General features: G+C 36.2%; 17 protein-coding genes. 13 read left to right on the forward strand and 4 right to left on the reverse strand.

Annotated elements, in window-relative coordinates; translation table 11 throughout:
• The first annotated feature begins 64 nt into the window (after positions 1-64).
• The 8 genes from EZ449_RS03845 to rplT all read left to right on the forward strand — a co-directional run bounded on the left by EZ449_RS03845 (position 65) and on the right by rplT (position 8,869).
• Positions 65-1,957, forward strand: coding sequence for a RecQ family ATP-dependent DNA helicase (locus EZ449_RS03845; protein WP_131556636.1), 1,893 nt, complete (start codon positions 65-67; stop codon positions 1,955-1,957).
• A gap of 93 nt (positions 1,958-2,050) precedes the next feature.
• Positions 2,051-3,358: an MFS transporter gene (locus EZ449_RS03850; protein WP_131556637.1), complete on the forward strand. Its 1,308-nt coding sequence runs from the start codon at positions 2,051-2,053 to the stop codon at positions 3,356-3,358.
• Between the two features lie 21 nt (positions 3,359-3,379).
• The gene (locus EZ449_RS03855; protein ID WP_131556638.1) at positions 3,380-4,117 is read left to right on the forward strand and encodes a (Fe-S)-binding protein; all 738 of its coding nucleotides are present in this window, start codon (positions 3,380-3,382) and stop codon (positions 4,115-4,117) included.
• Positions 4,118-4,392: 275 nt separating this feature from the next.
• Positions 4,393-5,292: a hypothetical protein gene (locus EZ449_RS03860; protein ID WP_131556639.1), complete on the forward strand. Its 900-nt coding sequence runs from the start codon at positions 4,393-4,395 to the stop codon at positions 5,290-5,292.
• Positions 5,293-5,705: 413 nt separating this feature from the next.
• On the forward strand, positions 5,706-7,631 hold the full coding sequence (gene thrS / locus EZ449_RS03865) for a threonine--tRNA ligase (protein WP_131556640.1): 1,926 nt from the start codon (positions 5,706-5,708) through the stop codon (positions 7,629-7,631).
• A 16-nt stretch (positions 7,632-7,647) separates the two neighbouring features.
• A complete protein-coding gene (gene infC, locus EZ449_RS03870) occupies positions 7,648-8,217 on the forward strand; it encodes a translation initiation factor IF-3 (protein WP_123206119.1) in 570 nt (189 codons plus the stop codon).
• A 29-nt stretch (positions 8,218-8,246) separates the two neighbouring features.
• A complete protein-coding gene (gene rpmI, locus EZ449_RS03875) occupies positions 8,247-8,447 on the forward strand; it encodes a 50S ribosomal protein L35 (protein WP_131556641.1) in 201 nt (66 codons plus the stop codon).
• Between the two features lie 77 nt (positions 8,448-8,524).
• Entirely contained in the window at positions 8,525-8,869 is a 345-nt protein-coding gene (rplT, locus tag EZ449_RS03880) for a 50S ribosomal protein L20 (protein ID WP_029285460.1), read from the forward strand.
• 101 nt (positions 8,870-8,970) lie between these two features.
• Here rplT and dnaB read toward each other — a convergent pair whose 3' ends face one another.
• Positions 8,971-10,533, reverse strand: coding sequence for a replicative DNA helicase (dnaB, locus tag EZ449_RS03885; protein ID WP_131556642.1), 1,563 nt, complete (start codon positions 10,531-10,533; stop codon positions 8,971-8,973).
• A gap of 198 nt (positions 10,534-10,731) precedes the next feature.
• On the opposite strand from dnaB, the gene rlmB reads away from it, so the two are divergent.
• Both rlmB and EZ449_RS03895 read left to right on the forward strand, forming a co-directional pair.
• A complete protein-coding gene (gene rlmB / locus EZ449_RS03890; RefSeq protein ID WP_131556643.1) occupies positions 10,732-11,502 on the forward strand; it encodes a 23S rRNA (guanosine(2251)-2'-O)-methyltransferase RlmB in 771 nt (256 codons plus the stop codon).
• 64 nt (positions 11,503-11,566) lie between these two features.
• Positions 11,567-12,316 (forward strand): DUF5995 family protein, encoded by a 750-nt coding sequence (locus EZ449_RS03895; RefSeq protein WP_131556644.1) that lies wholly within the window; start codon positions 11,567-11,569, stop codon positions 12,314-12,316.
• Here the strand turns inward: EZ449_RS03895 and EZ449_RS03900 are convergent.
• Entirely contained in the window at positions 12,313-13,404 is a 1,092-nt protein-coding gene (locus tag EZ449_RS03900; RefSeq protein ID WP_131556645.1) for a mannose-1-phosphate guanylyltransferase, read from the reverse strand. The two genes, EZ449_RS03895 and EZ449_RS03900, sit on opposite strands and share 4 nt — an antisense overlap.
• Positions 13,405-13,418: 14 nt before the next feature.
• The gene (locus EZ449_RS03905; protein WP_131556646.1) at positions 13,419-14,387 is read right to left on the reverse strand and encodes a KpsF/GutQ family sugar-phosphate isomerase; all 969 of its coding nucleotides are present in this window, start codon (positions 14,385-14,387) and stop codon (positions 13,419-13,421) included.
• A gap of 91 nt (positions 14,388-14,478) precedes the next feature.
• Between EZ449_RS03905 and recQ the strand changes: the two genes are divergently transcribed.
• The 3 genes from recQ to EZ449_RS03920 all read left to right on the forward strand — a co-directional run bounded on the left by recQ (position 14,479) and on the right by EZ449_RS03920 (position 18,299).
• Complete coding sequence (gene recQ / locus EZ449_RS03910; RefSeq protein ID WP_131556719.1) at positions 14,479-16,668, forward strand: DNA helicase RecQ; 2,190 nt, start codon at positions 14,479-14,481, stop codon at positions 16,666-16,668.
• A gap of 99 nt (positions 16,669-16,767) precedes the next feature.
• Complete coding sequence (gene kdsA, locus EZ449_RS03915; protein WP_131556647.1) at positions 16,768-17,580, forward strand: 3-deoxy-8-phosphooctulonate synthase; 813 nt, start codon at positions 16,768-16,770, stop codon at positions 17,578-17,580.
• Positions 17,581-17,582: 2 nt separating this feature from the next.
• The gene (locus EZ449_RS03920; protein WP_131556648.1) at positions 17,583-18,299 is read left to right on the forward strand and encodes a YqjF family protein; all 717 of its coding nucleotides are present in this window, start codon (positions 17,583-17,585) and stop codon (positions 18,297-18,299) included.
• 62 nt (positions 18,300-18,361) lie between these two features.
• Here the strand turns inward: EZ449_RS03920 and EZ449_RS03925 are convergent, their stop codons facing one another.
• Complete coding sequence (locus tag EZ449_RS03925; RefSeq protein ID WP_131556649.1) at positions 18,362-19,183, reverse strand: amidohydrolase family protein; 822 nt, start codon at positions 19,181-19,183, stop codon at positions 18,362-18,364.
• Positions 19,184-19,186: the final 3 nt, after the last annotated feature.

A 19,186-nucleotide genomic window follows, 5' to 3' on the forward strand; every position in this document is an offset into this window, starting at 1 on the left:
TGATTAATTGAGGCGCAATTTAGCAATATCAACAGCTTTTTTATAGTTTTGACACCGCCGATTTATGACAGCAATAGAGATTTTACAAAAATATTGGGGACACCAAGCTTTCAGGCCGCTACAGCAAGATATCATAACTTCGGTTTTAGAGGGAAAAGATAGCTTGGCTCTTTTGCCAACCGGCGGAGGGAAATCAATCTGTTTTCAGTTTCCTGCTTTGGTTAAAGAGGGCATTTGCATAGTGGTTTCTCCACTAATTGCCTTGATGAAAGACCAAGTGGAAAACCTTAAATCGAAAGGTATCGAGGCTATCGCGATTTACGCTGGAATGGGTAAACGAGAAATCGATATTCTATTAGATAACTGCATTTATGGTAAAATCAAATTCCTTTATCTTTCTCCAGAACGTTTGCTGTCTGATTTGGTTCGGGTAAGAATTTCCTACATGAACGTAAATCTGATAGCTGTGGATGAAGCGCATTGTATTTCGCAATGGGGTTATGATTTTCGTCCGCCTTACTTGCAAATTTCAAAACTAAGAGAGATTCTTCCGAATGTGCCGGTTTTAGCATTGACTGCTACAGCAACTGAATTTGTTCGAAAGGATATTATCGAGAAACTGGAAATGAAACACCCTCAGGTTTTTGTTAAAAGTTTTGCTAGAGATAATTTAAGCTATGTTGTTTTCGGACAAGAAGATAAGTATAAAAAACTGATTAACATTTGCCGAAATGTTAAAGGTACAGGATTGGTTTACGTTCGTAATCGGAGAGAAACTGCAGAGGTTTCAAACTTCATTAATCGCAATCAAATCAAAGCCGATTTTTACCATGCGGGTTTGGAAAGAGACGTTCGTTTTCAAAAACAAGAAGACTGGAAGCTGAATAAAACCCGAATCATGGTGGCTACAAATGCCTTTGGGATGGGAATAGATAAAGCCGATGTTCGTTTTGTAGTACATTTAGATTTACCTGAAAGTTTAGAGGCTTATTACCAGGAAGCTGGGAGAGCTGGTCGCGATGAAAAACGAAGTTACGCAGTTTTATTGGCCAATCAATCTGATGTTTTAAGTCTAGAATCCCGTTACATCAACAGTTTCCCATCGCCCGATGAAATTAGGAAAGTCTATCATTATTTAGGAAATTATTTTCAATTGGCTTTTGGAGCAGGAGAGGGTTTAACTTTTACTTTTGATATAGCTGATTTCTGTAAACGATTTAATATTAGTGTTTTAAAAACAATTTCAGCGTTGAAATTTTTAGAACACGATGGTTACATTACTTTATCTGAAAGTGTTTTTCTGCCATCAAGGCTGATGTTTATTGTCGGACATGAAGATGTATATCGTTTCCAAATTGAAAACAAAGCTTATGATGGCGTAATCAAAACCATTCTTCGCTCTTATGGCGGTGCATTTGATGGTTTCGTTAAAATAAATGAAGCAGATTTGGCAAAGAAAATTGGTGTCTCATTTAAGGATATTATCGCTTTGCTAAACAAATTGCAGTCGATAGAAATGCTTACCTACATCCAACAAACCGACCAACCGCAATTGCAATATGTTCGTCCGCGAATTGATATGGACCACTTTGATTTGGATGTGAAGTATTTAGAATTGAGAAAAGAAATTCTAGTGAAACAAATAAATGCTGTTGTTGCATACACAACCTCAAATAAATGTCGCAGTATTCAATTACTAAACTATTTTGATGAACATAATGCTACTAAATGTGGTGTTTGCGATGTTTGTCTGGCCGAGAAAAGACAAGAAAACGAACAGCAAATGGGCGACGAAGTTGAATTTGAAATTGTTTCGTTACTTCAACAGCAGCCTTTAAGTTTAGATGATTTGGTAGACAATATAAAAAATGGTGTTGAAAATGAAAGGATAGACGCTATTCGTGAATTATTAGATGCTGGCAAAATAAAAACTGATGGGAAGAAATATTATCTTTAGCGGGTAAAAAGATAAAACTGTTTAAATTGGTTATTCCATTTTTACGGTTAACCTATTCACCGCATCAAACAGTTAACCTCCTTTAAATTATCCATGATAGAAAAAGACAATAAGAAAACCATTCGTTCTTGGGCTTTCTTCGATTGGGCAAACTCTGCCTATAATTTAGTTATCACATCAACAATTTTTCCAGTTTATTACGTTGCCATTACCACCACAAAGGAACATGGCGATGAAGTAACCTTTTTTGGTAAAACATTTATAAATACTGTTCTTTCTAATTATGCGCTGGCAGTTGCTTATTTGATTATGGTAGTTTTACTGCCAATACTATCTTCTTATGCCGATGCTACAGGCAAAAAAAAATTCTTCATGAAATTGTTTACTTACATAGGCTCTTTTGCCTGTATGGGGTTGTTTTTCTTAAAATTAGAAACTTTAGAGGTCGGGATTATTTGCTTTGTATTAGCCGCAATGGGCTATGTTGGCGGTGTTATGTTTAACAATGCATATCTGCCCATAATTGCCTCAACCGCTAATCAGGATAGAGTAAGTGCTCAAGGATTTTCATACGGTTATATCGGCAGCGTTATTTTGCAATTAATCTGTTTTGTTTTTGTGCTAAAACCCGAACTTTTCGGTATCACCGATAAATCATTACCCGCTCAAATATCATTTTTATTAGTTGGTATTTGGTGGTTTATATTTGCGCAAATTCCTTTTAAGGCATTACCAAAAGATGTACCGAAAGAAAGTTCAATAGGCAAGAGGATTATAAAAAGCAGTTTTAGCGAATTTGCAAAAGTTTGGAATCAGCTAAAACAAATGAAGTTCTTAAAAACTTATTTAACTGCTTTTTTCTTTTACTCAATGGGTGTACAAACCATTATGCTTGCAGCAGCAAGTTTTGGTGCAAAGGTTTTGAAATTAGAATCGGGTAGTTTAATTGCAGTTATTTTAATTATTCAATTGGTTGCAATTTTAGGCGCTTGGCTAATGTCTCTTTTAGCCAAAAAATTGGGTAACATTAACGTTTTAATAATTGTAGTTTTGGTTTGGGTAGGATGCTGTATTTATGGATACTTTATAACTAATGCTATTCAATTTTATGCATTAGCCGCAATTGTTGGCTTAATTATGGGTGGAATACAATCTCTGTCGCGTTCTACTTATTCTAAACACATTCCAGAAAACACAACTGATACTGCATCGTTTTTTAGTTTTTATGATGCGACTGAGAAATTAGCCATCGTTATCGGCCTATTTAGTTTTGCTTTTATAGAGGGACTTACTCATAATATGCGTCAATCAATCATCGCTTTGGCATCATTTTTTATAGTCGGATTAGTGTTTTTGGTAATCTTAAGAAAAATCGAGCTCAAAGAATCGCTAAAATCGTAAGTTTGTAGCCTGAAGAATATTATGAAAGTAGAATTATTTGTACCCTGTTTTGTAGACCAATTGTATCCCGAAACCGCTTTTAATACTTTGAGATTATTGGAAAAATCTGGCTGTAAGGTAGAATACAACTCGAAACAAACTTGTTGCGGTCAGCCGGCCTATAACGCAGGTTATTGGGATGAGGCAAAAGAGATAGGTACAAAATTCTTAAACGATTTCTCAGAGAACACCTATGTGGTTGCACCTTCTGCATCATGTGTGGGCATGGTAAAGGGTGGTTTTAATGATTTATTTACCAATACCATCGTTCATAATAAGTGCCGTACTTTACAATCAAATATTTGGGAGCTATCTGATTTTCTGGTTAATGTAGCCAAAAAGGATTATTTCGGAGCCGAATTGGAGGGCAAGGCAGTTTACCACGATTCTTGCAGCGCACTTCGCGAATGCAAAATAAAAGATGAACCCCGCCAATTGCTATCTAAAGTTCATGGTTTAGAAATGCTCGAAATGGAAGATACCGATATGTGTTGCGGTTTCGGTGGTACATTCGCTGTGAAATTCGATGCCATTTCATCAGCCATGGCAGAGCAAAAAGTTAATCATGCTTTGGCACAAAATGCCGATTATATCATCTCAACTGATTTATCTTGTCTTTTACATCTTCAAGGTTATATCGATAAAAACAATCTTCCAATTAAAACTATGCATATTGCCGATGTTTTGTGCAACGGCTGGCTAGAAAGTACAGAATATTAAAACCCCGACCCAAAAGGGGAGAATCAATTGTAAAAAATAAATTACACTTAACTCTTTTGCCATTTAAAAATACCTTTCAGGTGATATGGGATTAATCTTTAACACTTTTTAACACAGTTAGCGTTTTATCTGCAATACCTTTGTTAAACCTTTTTTAACCTTTCCTATCTAAACAACAAAACATTGATTAAATGGAACCATCATGATTTACCGAAAATTAAGTTTAAAATAAATCATGGTTGCTTCATTACAATTGAAAATCAAACTATAAAAAAATGAAAAAAATAACCTTCGCTTTATTAGGAGTTTTATCTATCGCATCGGTAGCAAATGCACAAAAGAAAACTTCAGGAGCAATACAATTTGAAAACACTATCGATCCTGCGGCTATGGCGGCAGCCAGTGGAATTCAAATTCCAGATCAAATGAAAGCAAGAATGCCATCTTCAAGTAAGTCTAATTTCGAATTGCTTTTCACTGCTACTAATGCAAGTTACATGCCTGTTGAAGAAGTTGAAGATAGCAATGGTGCAGGTGGCGGCGGCGGTGGAATGGGTCGTATGATGATGCGTTTTGGCGGCGGTGGTGGAAATCGTGAGTATTATTACGTCTTTGCAGATAAAAGCCTTACCGAAGTTTTTGATCTAAACGATACAACCTATTACATGCCTAGCAAACTTACCTTATCTACTTCAGGTCCAATTGGTTCGATGAGAATGGGTGGCGGAAATCCGAACGACACAGCTAAAGCAAAACCTGTTGCTCCACCTAAAATTGAAATTGTAAAAACTGATTCAACCAAGCAAATTCTAGGTTTTACTTGTCACCAAGCGATTGTGAAATCTACAAGAGCGATCAAAATTTTAGATATGGATAAAAATGTAGTGGAAGAAACCAAAATCTGGTACACAAAAGATTTAGGTTTCGATTTTTCTCCAAATCCAAATATGTGGACAGAGGGTGCGGTTTTAGCCATTGAGGGTAGAGGAAATAGTTCAATAGCGAAAAGCATTGAGTATAGAAATGTAAGTGCAAAGGATGTTACTGCACCAAAAAAAGCTAAATTAATTACAGCAGAGGAATATAAAACTAAAATGGACAACATGATGAAACGTTTTAGACAAAATAGACCTGCTGGTGGCGGTACGCAAATCAGAACTTTCGGTACAAATTAATTTAATTTATTTCATTAAAGCCTGCTTATTTACACAATGAGCAGGCTTTTTTTTGTAGAGAAATTTTAGTGGTTCTTGGCGGAGGATAGTCCTGCTGTTGTTCCAAATCCTCACCCGATGAAAAATCGGGCTCCGGGTTTTCCACGCCCATCAGGTCTATTTAACTTTGGTTATTTGCCACTTTTAAAGTTAGCATCCCCTCAATAGTAAAATATCTATAAGTACTTTTAAAATCTCAATTAGTTATCACCATAAATTTGTAGGTAAAAACCAATGCCCGTCAAAAGCTTTCGAATAAATTTCTTATCTTCGCAGCAATTAAGAATCACTTTGTATGTGATTTAGAACTAACATTTTTTTTTAAACCGTTCCAAAATTTCAATAAAAGAATTAGGAACAAATCATAGTTGTAGATGATTAATATTACTTTACCTGACGGCTCCGTTCGTCAGTACGAAAAGGGCACTTCTGCCCATCAAATTGCATTGTCAATTTCCGAAGGTTTAGCTCGTAACGTATTAGCCGCAGAGGTTAATGGCGAAGTGTGGGATTCAACACGCCAAATCGAAGCAGATTCATCAGTAAAATTGTTAACTTGGAATGATGCTGCCGGAAAATCGACTTTTTGGCATTCATCAGCACATTTAATGGCCGAAGCTTTAGAAGCGCTTTATCCAGGCACAAAGTTCGGAATCGGACCCGCAATTGAAACAGGGTTTTATTACGATGTAGATTTTGGCGAAAAGGAATTTTCTTCTGATGATTTCAAAGCCATTGAAACAAAAATGGTGGAGTTGGCTAAGCAGAAACAAATCTTCACTCGCGAAAGTGTAAGCAAAGCTGATGCAATAAAATATTTTACCGAAAAAGGTGATGAGTATAAACTGGATTTAATTGATGGTTTGGAAGATGGAAAAATCACTTTTTACACTCAAGGTGAGTTTACCGATTTATGCCGTGGTCCGCACATTCCGAACACTGGTTTTGTAAAAGCTGTAAAACTAATGAATGTTGCAGGAGCATATTGGCGTGGAGATGAAACCAAGAAACAGTTAACGCGTATATATGGCGTAACTTTCCCTAAGGCAAGCGAGCTTACCGAATATCTTTTAATGATTGAAGAGGCCAAAAAACGTGACCATAGAAAACTAGGTAAAGAGTTGGAATTGTTCATGTTCTCAGAAAAAGTTGGTGCAGGCTTACCCATGTGGCTGCCAAAAGGAACTGCCTTACGCGAACGCTTGGTTAACTTTTTAACTAAGGCACAATCAAAATCAGGATACGAACAAGTAGTAACTCCACATATTGGAAATAAAAATCTGTATGTAACTTCTGGTCACTGGGAAAAATATGGTAAGGATTCTTTTCAACCGATAAAAACGCCACAAGAGGGAGAAGAGTTTTTCTTAAAGCCGATGAATTGCCCACATCACTGTGAAATGTATAAATTCAAACCACGTTCTTATAAAGATCTTCCGGTTCGTTTTGCAGAGTTTGGTACAGTATATCGTTACGAACAAAGTGGCGAATTACATGGTTTAACTCGTGTTCGTGGGTTTACTCAAGATGATGCGCATTTGTTTTGTATGCCAGAGCAAGTAAAGGAAGAGTTTAAAAAAGTGATTGATTTAGTGCTTTATGTATTTAAATCTTTAGGCTTCGATGATTATACTGCACAAATCTCTTTACGCGATCCAGAAAATAAATCGAAATACATTGGTTCTGATGAAAACTGGAAACTAGCAGAAAGCGCAATTGTAGAAGCTGCTGCAGAAAAAGGATTGAAAACAGTAGTAGAATTAGGAGAAGCTGCATTTTATGGGCCGAAGCTAGATTTTATGGTTAGAGATGCATTGGGTAGAAAATGGCAGCTGGGTACAATCCAAGTTGATTATAATTTACCTGAACGTTTCGAACTTGAATATACTGGAAGTGATAATTTAAAACACCGTCCAGTAATGATTCACCGTGCGCCATTTGGCTCATTGGAAAGATTTGTGGCTGTTTTGATTGAGCATTGTGCAGGGAATTTCCCTTTATGGTTAAGTCCAGAGCAATTTATTATTCTTCCTATTTCAGAAAAATATGAAGAATATGCAAAAAAAGTTTTAGATGAGCTAAATAATTCCGATATTCGCGGGCTGATTGACTTTAGGGATGAGAAAATCGGACGTAAAATCCGTGATGCTGAAGTTAAAAAGATCCCATATATGCTCATTATCGGTGATAAAGAGATGGCTGAAGGAAAAGTTTCAGTTCGTAAACATGGCGAGGGAGATTTAGGCGAAATGACGTTGGAGGAATTCAACAATTTATTAATAAAAGAAATTACAGTTTAAATTAAATAGTACACATTTGGCATTAGGAAGACCAGGATTTAACAGGGGACCACGTCCACCTTTTAAGAAAAAAGAAGCAGAGCATAACATTAATCAGTATATTAAATCGCCCGAAGTGCGTTTAGCTGGCGATAATGTTGAACCAGGGATTTATCCTTTGGCAAAAGCTTTGGCACTTGCTGATGAACTGGAATTGGATTTGGTAGAAATTTCTCCAAATGCAGTGCCGCCAGTTTGTAGGATTATTGATTACAGTAAGTTTGTTTACGAGCAGAAGAAAAAGCAGAAAGAGATTAAATCAAACGCTAAACAAACTGTAATTAAGGAGATTCGTTTCGGTCCTAATACCAACGACCACGATTTCCAATTTAAATTAAAACATGCAGTAAGCTTTTTAGAGAGCGGTGAGAAAGTTAGAGCTTACGTGCATTTTAAGGGTAGAGCAATTGTTTACAAAGAACAGGGAGAAATTTTATTGTTAAAGTTTGCCCAAGCTTTGGAAGACGTAGGAAAAGTAGAGTTGTTGCCTAAGTTAGAAGGTAAGCGTATGTTCCTAACTGTTGCGCCTAAAGTAGCAAAAAAATAAAAATAGGTTTATAAATTTAAAAACAGGTTATGCCAAAAATGAAAACCAATTCCAGTGCTAAAAAGCGTTTTTCGCTTACTGGAACCGGTAAAATCAAGAGAAACAACGCATACAAAAGTCACATCTTAACAAAGATGAGTACTAAACGTAAACGTGCGCTTGGAAATGCTAGCATGGTAAGTGCTGCAGATTTAGGTAACGTTAAACGTATGCTTTGCATCGGAAAGTAATTTATTAATTTCACCAGGTATCAGGCTTTAAGTTTCCGTATTAAACGGAACGCCGCTTGCCAAAAAACAACAACAACATGCCACGTTCGGTAAACGCAGTAGCTTCGAGAAGAAGACGGAAAAAAGTCCTTAACATGGCCAAAGGCTATTGGGGCGCAAGAAGTAAAGTTTTTACGGTTGCAAAAAACACAGTAGAAAAAGGTTTGCAATATGCATACCGTGACCGTAAGGTTAAGAAAAGAGAATTCCGCGGATTATGGATCCAACGTATTAATGCAGGTGCTCGTCAGCATGGTATTTCTTACTCTCAATTAATCGGTAAACTAGCTTCAAAAGAAATCGGTTTAAACCGTAAAGTATTGGCTGATTTAGCAATGAATCACCCAGAAGCTTTCAAAGCTGTAATTGATGCAGTAAAATAGAAATTTTCGCCTCGGCGATTATGATATTAAAAAGGGAACCAATTTGGTTCCCTTTTTTTGTGTACTGTTTTTTTGTAATCGTTGTAATGGATATCTAAATCCTAAAATGGTGGTTCATCATCATTATAATCATCCATTTTTGATGGACGAATAATAACGTTACTTTGTTTCTCAAAATCTTGTGATGGATACATTCCAGCAGATGGATCAGCAGTGAATGAAGTTGGTGCGGTAAAATCTTCTTCCAAATCTGTAAATTTAACGAACTTACCAATAAATCGAAGTGGTACAATTCCAGTTTCACCATTACGGTGTTTTGCAATAATTACCTCACCAATACCCGCCTGAGATCTTCCTTGTTCATCTTCAGTAATACCATAATATTCTGGGCGATAAAGGAAAAGTACCATATCCGCATCTTGCTCAATTGATCCCGATTCACGTAAATCGGATAACATAGGTCTTTTACCTTGTAAACCTGGTCTGCTTTCCACCGCACGACTTAACTGCGATAGTGCCAAAACAGGTACGTCTAATTCCTTAGCTACAGATTTCAATGCTCTCGAAATACTTCCAATTTCTTGCTCACGGTTACCACCACCTTTGCCACCTTCTCCTTTGCCATGCATCAATTGAAGGTAATCGACAATGACCAATTGAATATCGTATTGAGATTTTAATCTTCTACATTTTGCCCTGAACTCAAAAATATTTAATGCAGGTGTATCGTCTATAAGTAATGGGGCCTCGGTTAAACGCCCAATTTTGCTATGCAGCTGTTGCCATTCCCATTCTTGCAGGTTTCCTTTTCTAATTTTCTCTTGTTCAATTTCTGCCTCACCCGATATCAAACGATTCACTAACTGAACCGAAGACATCTCGAGAGAGAAAACTACTGTAGGCTTCTGAAAATCTACGGTAGCATTTCTTGCACAAGTTAGTACGAAAGCAGTTTTACCCATCGCCGGACGAGCAGCGATAATTACCAAATCTTGTTTTTGCCAACCACCAGTAATTCTATCTAAGCCTGTAAAGCCCGTCGGAACACCAGTTAAACCATCTGTTTTAGTACGAAGTTCTTCAAGCGTTGCTAAAGATTGTTTAATGATATCGTCCATCTTCTGTGTATCTCTACGCAAATTGTTCTGTGCAATATCAAATAAACCTTTCTCGGCATGGTCCAACAAATCAAAAATATCTGTAGTATCTTCGTAAGCGCTAGTAATAATATCAGTAGAAATCCTAATTAATTCTCTTTGAATATATTTTTGGGAAATAATTCGGGCATGATATTCAATATTTGCTGCAGAGGCAACACGGTTTGTTAAGTTTGTAATGTAATAAGCGCCACCTACAATTTCCAAAGTGCCCATTTGGCGTAATTCAGAAGTTACAGTTAAAATATCTACAGGCTTGGATTTTTCGAACAACATGTGTATCGCTGCAAAAATCTTTTGATGTGCTTCATGATAAAAAACCTCTGGCTTCAAAATATCAATAACTGCAGATAGCGCATCTTTTTCTAGCATTAGTGCACCTAAAACAGCTTCTTCTAAATCCAATGCCTGTGGAGGCAATTTACCCATAGAATTTACAGTGGTGTTTAATCGTGCTTTTCGGGATGATATGCCGCTCTTTCCGCCTTGTTCGTTATCGATACTCATTTAACAAAAGTAGTTAAATTTTGCCCCGATTGTTTTAACAAGTTACTAGCAGTTTGTTAACAAATTGATGCCTAAAGCAATTAATTTTTTTCGCTTTTTATAATGCTTACCTTTTTTAAACAATTAAATGTTAATAAGAATGAGATAGATTAGGGCTAAAGCATTTATTTGAATACTTTTGCCTAACAATTTCAAAACATGGATAATTTTAGAAGACCGCAACGCGTAAAAGAAAATAATGAGTTCGTATTTGGCATAAGAGCCGTAATCGAGGCTGTAAAGGCTGGAAGAGATATAGAAACGATTTATCAACAACGTGGATTAGGTGGTGAGTTATTTCTAGAATTAAAGGCCCTTTTGAAAGATACCTTAATCCCATTAAATTCTGTACCGATTGAAAAATTGAACAGAATGTCTCAAAAAAATCATCAAGGTGTTATTGCGGTAATTTCTCCAATTACTTATCAAAATATTGAGGATATTGTTCCTGCAATTTTTGAAAAAGGAGAAGTGCCATTAATTTTGGTTTTGGATAGTGTTACAGATGTTCGCAATATGGGTGCAATAGCTCGTACAGCAGCTTGTGTTGGTGTACATGCAATCGTTGTTCCTTTAAAAAATGCAGCTCAGATAAATGCCGATGCGATTAAAACATCTGCCGGAGCACTATTTAGTATTCCAATTTGTAGGCATTCAAATCTGCATAAAACCTGTCTTTTTTTACAAGAAAGCGGCTTGCAAATTGTGGCATGTACCGAAAAAACCAACGATTTAATTTACGCTCCAGATTACACCATGCCAACGGCGATTGTTATGGGTTCGGAGGATGAAGGTATTTCAAATGAATTACTCCGTGTTGCCGATCGTTTAGCAAAAATTCCAATGTCAGGGAAAATCGAATCCTTAAACGTATCTGTTTCTGCTGGTGTTATTCTTTATGAGGCTGTAAGACAGCGAACTACAGCTTAATTATTTTTCTATTGCTTCTTCTTCTAAAATATAATTATGTATTTTTATTTTGAAGTAAACGCTTATGCAACCTGCTAAAACAATAACCGAGGTAATTTCTAGGTTAGATGAAATTATAAATTTCTGTATTGCTAAAAAATCTCGATTGGGATATTTTGCATGCCTGTATCGTAAAATGACCGTTGCGGTACAGAAAGGAATTAATGACGGGCTTTTTGCAGATGGAGCTCGAATGGAAAAGCTTGATGTAATTTTTGCCAATCGTTACATTGATGCATACTATTGTCAATCTCAGCGAACACCCACCACTTCATCGTGGAAAGCCGCTTTCGATGCTGTCGCGATACCATATACCGTTATTCAACATTTGCTTTTGGGGATGAATGCACATATTAACCTAGATCTTGGAGTTGCAGCGGCAGAAACAAGTAGGGGAATAGACATTCAATTAATGAAAAAGGATTTCGATCTCATCAATGATATCATTGGAAGTCTAATCAACATCGTTCAAAAGGATTTAGAGGAAATTTGTTTTCCAATGAAGATGCTTCAATATGTTGATAATAAAAGCAAGGAATCTGTGATCAATTTTAGCATCACCGCTGCAAGAAATACAGCTTGGGTAAATGCAGTTGGGCTTTCAACTGTTCTTCCAAATATGTATAATCCATACATTAAAACCTTAGATGCTAAGATTGCAGTAGTTGCCCGTAATATTATAAATCCTAACTTTTCTCAAGGATTAATTTTGAGAACAGTTAGGACATTTGAGCCAAAGGATGTTGGCCAGGTTATTAAATTTTTGAAAGACTAAATAAATTTATTGCCAAATCGAGATTTAACCTCGGCAACAAACTCCTTAACTTTCTGCTCCTCATTTCTTGGGCAAATCATCAACATATTGTTGTTTTCTACAACGATATAATCGTGCAATCCATTTAAAATAACCAATTTATCTTTAGGAACATTAACCATACAGTTAGATGAATCGAACATGATAACTTGCTCAGATGGGATAACAGCATTGCCTACATAATCCTTTTCAGCCATTTCGTAGATTGAGGCCCAGGTACCTAAATCAGACCAGCCAAACTCTGCTGGAAGAACGTACACATTATCTGCTTTCTCCATAATTCCAAAGTCGATGGAGATATTGGTACATTGGAAATAAGCATTATTGATAAAATCTTTTTCACCAGCCTTATTCAGTTCAGATCTACCAACGTTAAATATCTCATACATATCTGGTAAATGCTTCTCGAATGCTTTTAGTATAGACTTTGCAGACCAAATGAATATTCCAGCATTCCAGAGAAAATCGCCACTTTGCATAAACGACTTAGCTAATTCTAAATTTGGTTTCTCTGTAAAGGTTTTAACCTTATGAAGATCTGTATCTGTATTTAAAACATAATCAGTGTGTTGAATATATCCATAGCCTGTATCAGGGCGATTTGGTTTTATGCCCAAAGTGATCAAACAGTCATTTTTAGAAGCGGCATCCAGCGATTGCGCTATTGAATCTATAAAACCTGGAACATTTGCTATGGTATGGTCAGATGGAGCCACAACAATAGTTGCATTAGGATTTAGCTCATAGATTTTTAAGCTTCCATAAGCAACACAAGGAGCTGTATTTCTCATTAAAGGCTCAGCCAAAATTTGGTTATCACTCATTAAAGGTAATTGCTCCTTGATAAGATCAGAGTAGATCTCATTTGTAACAATAAAAATGTTTTCTGGAGGACAAATACTTAAAAACCTTTCATAGGTACTTTGGATTAGCGTTTTGCCAACACCAAAAAAATCGATAAACTGTTTAGGGTATTCTGTTCTGCTTACAGGCCAGAAACGGCTGCCAACACCGCCAGCCATAATAAGTGCGTAATAATCTTTATTCATTTCAAGTTTTAAAACTACACTATTCCCTCATTAAGGAGGTCGTGTAAATGGATGATGCCAAAGTAAGTATTTTGTTCTAGAACTAACAACTGTGTAATGTTATTTTGCTTAATTATGTGAAGTGCATCTACAGCAAGTGCATCATATTGTATACTTTTTGGATTTTTGCCCATAATATCCTCAGCCTTTAAACCAGCAATAGAATTATGGTTTTCGAGCATTCTTCTAATATCACCATCGGTAACTACACCTACAACATTATTTTTATCATCTACAACAGCTACTGCACCCAAACGGTTTTTGCTAATTTCTATCAGTACATCCTTAACTGAGGCTGTTGGACTGATTGAAGGCTTTTCATTCGAACTTGCCAAGTCTTTAGCTTTGAGGTATAATTTTTTTCCTAACGATCCACCTGGGTGGTATTTTGCGAAATCTGATTCATTAAAATCCCTACATTCCAATAAACAGATAGCAAGCGCATCGCCCAATGCTAATTGAGCTGTTGTACTTGTGGTTGGCGCTAAATTATGTGGACAAGCCTCCTTTTCGAAAGAAGTATTTAAAATTAGGTCGGCCTGTTCTGCTAAATAAGATCCCAGTTCGCCAACCATACCAATAAGTTTATTTCCTGCAACCTTTAGCAAGGGTATTAATACTTTAATTTCTGGAGTATTGCCACTCTTTGAAAGGCATATGATCACATCATTTCTTTGGATCATCCCCAAATCCCCGTGTATCGCATCAGCAGCATGCATAAATATTGCAGGTGTTCCAGTTGAATTAAAAGTTGCAACTATTTTTTGGGCGATGATTGCACTTTTGCCAATTCCAGTAACAATTACTCTTCCTTCAGACCGTAAAATAGTAGATACGACCTTTTCAAAATCATCGTTAATATTTTTTGCAACATTTAATATTGCAGCTGCTTCAAGCGCTAATGTGCTTATGGCTGATTGGATTATATATTTTTTACTTTTCAAAGAGAAAATAATTGTTGGTGGATACTTGAAATTCTTGTAAAATTATGTTATTTTGGATACAAAAATAGCATCGCATATTTTATTACACAAAATGGACGTGAAAAAGTCGTTATTTGATAACCTGCAAAATTTCTTCGGGTTTGATAATTTCAAAGGTGATCAGGAGTCGATCATAACAAATATTTTAGAGGGCAATAATACTTTTGTTATTATGCCAACGGGCGGAGGGAAGTCTATTTGCTATCAACTGCCAGCTTTAATGAGCGAAGGAACAGCTATTGTTATTTCTCCGCTAATTGCATTAATGAAAAACCAGGTAGATCAATTAAGAGCTTTTGGTGGAAATGATAGTATTGCCCATTTTCTTAACTCATCCTTAAATAAATCCGAAATTACTCAAGTTAAATCTGACCTGCTAAGTGGTCATACTAAATTATTATATGTTGCTCCAGAATCTTTAGCCAAACAAGAAAATATAGAATTTTTAAATTTGATTAAAATTTCTTTTGTAGCTGTTGATGAAGCACATTGTATCTCGGAATGGGGGCATGATTTTAGACCAGAATACAGAAAAATTAAGCAAGTAATTGCTGGCTTGGGCGATAATATTCCAATTATTGCCTTAACTGCAACAGCTACACCTAAGGTTCAACAAGATATTGTTAAGAACCTGGGAATGATGGAGGCAACATTATTCAAATCATCATTTAACAGGCCGAATTTATTTTATGAAATCCGCCCTAAAAAGGATATCACTAAGGAAATTATCAAATACATTAAATCTAATCCTGGTAAATCAGGAATCATCTATTGCCTTAGCCGTAAAAAGGTTGAGGAAGTAGCAGAAGCTTTAAACCTAAACGGTATTAGTGCATTACCATATCATGCAGGTTTAGACCCTAAAGTTCGAGCTGAGACACAAGATAGGTTTTTGATGGAAGATGCTGAAGTAATTGTAGCTACCATTGCTTTCGGTATGGGAATCGATAAACCAGATGTTCGTTTTGTTATCCATCATGATGTGCCAAAAAGCATGGAGGGTTATTATCAGGAAACAGGTAGAGCTGGGCGTGATGGTGGTGAGGGTATTTGCATTGCTTTTTATGCTCAGAAAGATGTAGATAAGCTTGCTAAGTTTATGAAAGATAAACCAGTTTCAGAACGGGAAATTGGTACTCAGATATTAAAAGAAGTTATAGATTATGCAGAATCAGGCGTTTGTCGCCGTAAGCAAATTCTTCATTACTTCGGAGAAAACTTCAACGAAACTGGTTGTAATTGCATGTGCGATAATTGCAAGAAACCCAAAAAGCAGTTTGATGCCGAAAATCAATTGGTTACAACCTTAAGGTTTATCGAAAAAACAGGGGAGAAATTTGATGACGCACATTTGTTAAATGTATTTCTAGGTTTGGAAACTGCTCAAACCATCGCTTATGAACATAGTAAATTTCCAGAATTTGGTATTGGCAAGCAAGATGGAGAATTGATGTGGAAATCGGTTATTCGACAAGCTGTACTAAATAATTACCTTTTTAAGGATATTGATAATTATGGTTTATTAAAATTAACCAAGCAAGGAAGAGATTTTATTATCAACCCATATAGCTTGAAGTTTATTTTAAACGAGCCTATTGAAACTGGTGTTGATGATGACGATGATGATGTAAAACAAGGTACCGGCGCATTAGACACGCATCTTTTATCAATGCTTAAAGATTTACGTAAGAAAATTGCTAAACAAAAAAGTGTGCCGCCTTTTGTGGTTTTCCAAGATCCATCTTTGGAGGAAATGTGTACGCATTATCCAATTACGATGGAAGAACTTCGTCAGATTTCTGGCGTTGGTTCGGGTAAAGCAATGAAATTTGGGTCGACGTTTATTGAATTGATTAAAAAATATGTTGAGGATAATGACATTGAGCGACCAATTGACTTGATTATAAAAACTCAGGCCAATAAATCTCAGATGAAAGTTTCCATCATTCAAAATATCGACAGACAAATTGGTTTAGAAGATATCGCAGATTCGAAAGGCATTACTTACGAGGAAATTTTGAAAGAGGTTGAGTCAATCGTTAATTCGGGAACAAAACTTAATTTAAACTATTTCATTGATGAAGTAATTGATGATGACAGACAGGATGAAGTTTTCGATTATTTTAGAGCTGCAGAAAGTGATTCAATCGACGAAGCACTTAACGAGCTTGGCGAAACCGACTATACTCGCGAAGAAATCCAATTAATGCGAATTAAATTCATGTCAGAACTAGGAAACTAGTGTTTGATGTAAGATGGTAAATGTAAGATGGATGATGTGGCTTAATACTCATATTGTTCTTTCCATTTACCATCATCCATTTTACATAATCCATATTAAATGCTTAATTATTTAGATAAAATAAAAAATACTGATTCTGGAAATTTCTTTTTAATGGCTGGTCCGTGTGCAATTGAGGGTGAAGATATCGCTATGAGAATTGCTGAAAAGATTATTTCGATTACTGATAAACTTAAAATTCCATATATTTTCAAAGGCTCTTATCGCAAGGCAAACAGGAGCAAAGGCAGTTCTTTTACTGGTATTGGCGATGAAAAAGCATTGCGAATTTTAGAACGAATTGGTCGTGAATTTGGTGTACCAACCGTTACAGATATTCACGAAAGTAGCGAGGCTGCAATGGCAGCTGCTTACGTAGATGTATTACAGATCCCTGCTTTTTTATGCCGCCAAACTGATTTATTGATTGCTGCTGCCGAAACTGGTAAAGTGGTTAACGTAAAAAAAGGTCAGTTTCTTTCTGCAGGTTCTATGAAATTTGCAGTAGAAAAAGTTAAAGAAGCTGGTAACGACAAAGTGATTTTAACAGATAGAGGAAACACATTCGGTTACCAGGATTTGATTGTTGATTACCGTGGTTTACCAGAAATGCAAAGTTTTGGTGTACCTGTGGTGATGGATTGTACACATTCCTTGCAACAACCGAATCAAAGTAGCGGCGTTACTGGTGGTAAGCCTGAGTTAATTCTAACGATTGCGAAAGCCGCAATTGCTGTTGGAGCAGATGGTTTATTCATCGAAACACATCCTGACCCAGCAAATGCAAAATCTGATGGTGCCAATATGTTGCATTTAGATTTGTTAGAGGAAACTTTGACTAAGCTAATTCGTATTAGACAAGCAATATTGTAATTTTGGGAAATTCAAAAGTATTCCTCACAGCCGAATGGCGGAAACTAGCCTTAGCCCAATATGCGGTTGATGCTGAAATTCTTAGAAAATATTTACCACCACATACAGAATTGGATGATTGGCAAGGTAAATATTATGTGAGCCTCGTTGGTTTTATGTTTGTTGATGTGAAATTACGAGGCTTCAACATCCCCTTACATACCAATTTCGAAGAAGTAAATCTTCGTTTTTACGTTAAGTACAAGGATGGCGATGAATGGAAACGAGGCGTAGTTTTTATCAAAGAAATTGTGCCACTGCCTGCCATTACTTTTGTCGCGAATACCATTTACAAAGAAAACTACCAAACATTACCAATGAAACATGTTTGGATAGAGCAGGAGCATCAAATTGAAGTTGATTATCTGTGGAAAAACAGAATCTGGAATAAATTTTCAGTTATTGCATCATCAAAGGCAGAAGAGATTTTGGTGGGTAGCGAAGAAGAATTTATCACTGAACATTATTGGGGTTATACTAAAATTGGCGTAAATAGAACTTCAGAATATGGTGTAGAACATCCACGTTGGGAAGTTTATCCAATTAAGGAATATAAAATTGATGTCGATTTTGGTGAGAATTATGGAAGTGACTTTGTTTTCTTAAACAATGCGAAACCTGATTCAGTTATGCTTGCAGAGGGGTCTGAAATTAGGGTTATGAAAGGCAAGAAGTTTTAATCCCAGGGGGAAAAAAATTAACATTTCGCTACGCTACAGATCATCAAAACCTTTTAAGTTGATTATAAATTATAAAATGCCTTTGCATTATCTCCAAAAATCAGATTCCTTTCTTCCCCGGTAAATCTTTCAGCATACTTACTAACCAAATTAAACCAGTCTTGATATGGCCTACTGATAAGCATAACCGGCCAATCGCTTCCATACATTACTCTATTAGCTCCAAAATTGTCAAAAATAACATCAAAGCAATTAAAGAGCTCTAGTTCTTTCCAATTTTTCCAATCTGCTTCTCCTAATAATCCAGAAACCTTACAATAAACATTTGGGTTTTGCGCAAGCGTTTTGATATTCTCTGTCCAGGTTTTTAAATCCTGAGATTTTACATCAGGCTTGCCACAATGATCTAAAACAAATGGTTGATCAGGAATTTGATCAACCATTTTTATGATATGCTCCAGTTGATTATGGTAACAAAGGAGATCGTAAGAATATCCATAATCTTTGAGCTGCATTATGCCAGAAATAAAATCCTTATCCAAAATGAAAGCTGCGTTTTCAGCCTGTAGAACATGTCGCCAGCCTTTTATTTTTTTAAAGTTATTCCAATAATTTAAGCGGCCAGTTAAATTTGGATTTTTAAGATCTATCCAGCCAACTATTCCTTTTATAATTTCATTTTGCTCCGCCAAGGTTAAGAGAAACTCATTCTCCTCTTCCGATTGGCTGGCCTGAACGGCTACGCATCCAGAAATTTTAAAGTCGTTATAAACACGCATTAAATTTTTCGGAGTGAAATCCTTTTGAATGGTGCTCATCTCATCGGTAATCCAATTATCTCTAATTGGGTCGAAATTCCAGAAATGCACATGCGTGTCAATCATTGA

It is taken from the genome of Pedobacter frigidisoli (assembly GCF_004331675.1).
Classification (GTDB): domain Bacteria; phylum Bacteroidota; class Bacteroidia; order Sphingobacteriales; family Sphingobacteriaceae; genus Pedobacter; species Pedobacter frigidisoli.

Bases quoted from the DNA above. Each gene is read 5' to 3' on its own strand.
- dnaB (WP_131556642.1), bottom strand. From the start codon at position 10,533: ATGAGTATCGATAACGAACAAGGCGGAAAGAGCGGCATATCATCCCGA.
- EZ449_RS03925 (WP_131556649.1), bottom strand. From the start codon at position 19,183: ATGATTGACACGCATGTGCATTTCTGGAATTTCGACCCAATTAGAGAT.
- EZ449_RS03850 (WP_131556637.1), top strand. From the start codon at position 2,051: ATGATAGAAAAAGACAATAAGAAAACCATTCGTTCTTGGGCTTTCTTC.
- rlmB (WP_131556643.1), top strand. From the start codon at position 10,732: ATGGATAATTTTAGAAGACCGCAACGCGTAAAAGAAAATAATGAGTTC.
- rplT (WP_029285460.1), top strand. From the start codon at position 8,525: ATGCCACGTTCGGTAAACGCAGTAGCTTCGAGAAGAAGACGGAAAAAA.
- EZ449_RS03860 (WP_131556639.1), top strand. From the start codon at position 4,393: ATGAAAAAAATAACCTTCGCTTTATTAGGAGTTTTATCTATCGCATCG.
- EZ449_RS03900 (WP_131556645.1), bottom strand. From the start codon at position 13,404: ATGAATAAAGATTATTACGCACTTATTATGGCTGGCGGTGTTGGCAGC.
- rpmI (WP_131556641.1), top strand. From the start codon at position 8,247: ATGCCAAAAATGAAAACCAATTCCAGTGCTAAAAAGCGTTTTTCGCTT.
- EZ449_RS03845 (WP_131556636.1), top strand. From the start codon at position 65: ATGACAGCAATAGAGATTTTACAAAAATATTGGGGACACCAAGCTTTC.
- kdsA (WP_131556647.1), top strand. From the start codon at position 16,768: ATGCTTAATTATTTAGATAAAATAAAAAATACTGATTCTGGAAATTTC.
- recQ (WP_131556719.1), top strand. From the start codon at position 14,479: ATGGACGTGAAAAAGTCGTTATTTGATAACCTGCAAAATTTCTTCGGG.
- thrS (WP_131556640.1), top strand. From the start codon at position 5,706: ATGATTAATATTACTTTACCTGACGGCTCCGTTCGTCAGTACGAAAAG.
- EZ449_RS03855 (WP_131556638.1), top strand. From the start codon at position 3,380: ATGAAAGTAGAATTATTTGTACCCTGTTTTGTAGACCAATTGTATCCC.
- EZ449_RS03895 (WP_131556644.1), top strand. From the start codon at position 11,567: ATGCAACCTGCTAAAACAATAACCGAGGTAATTTCTAGGTTAGATGAA.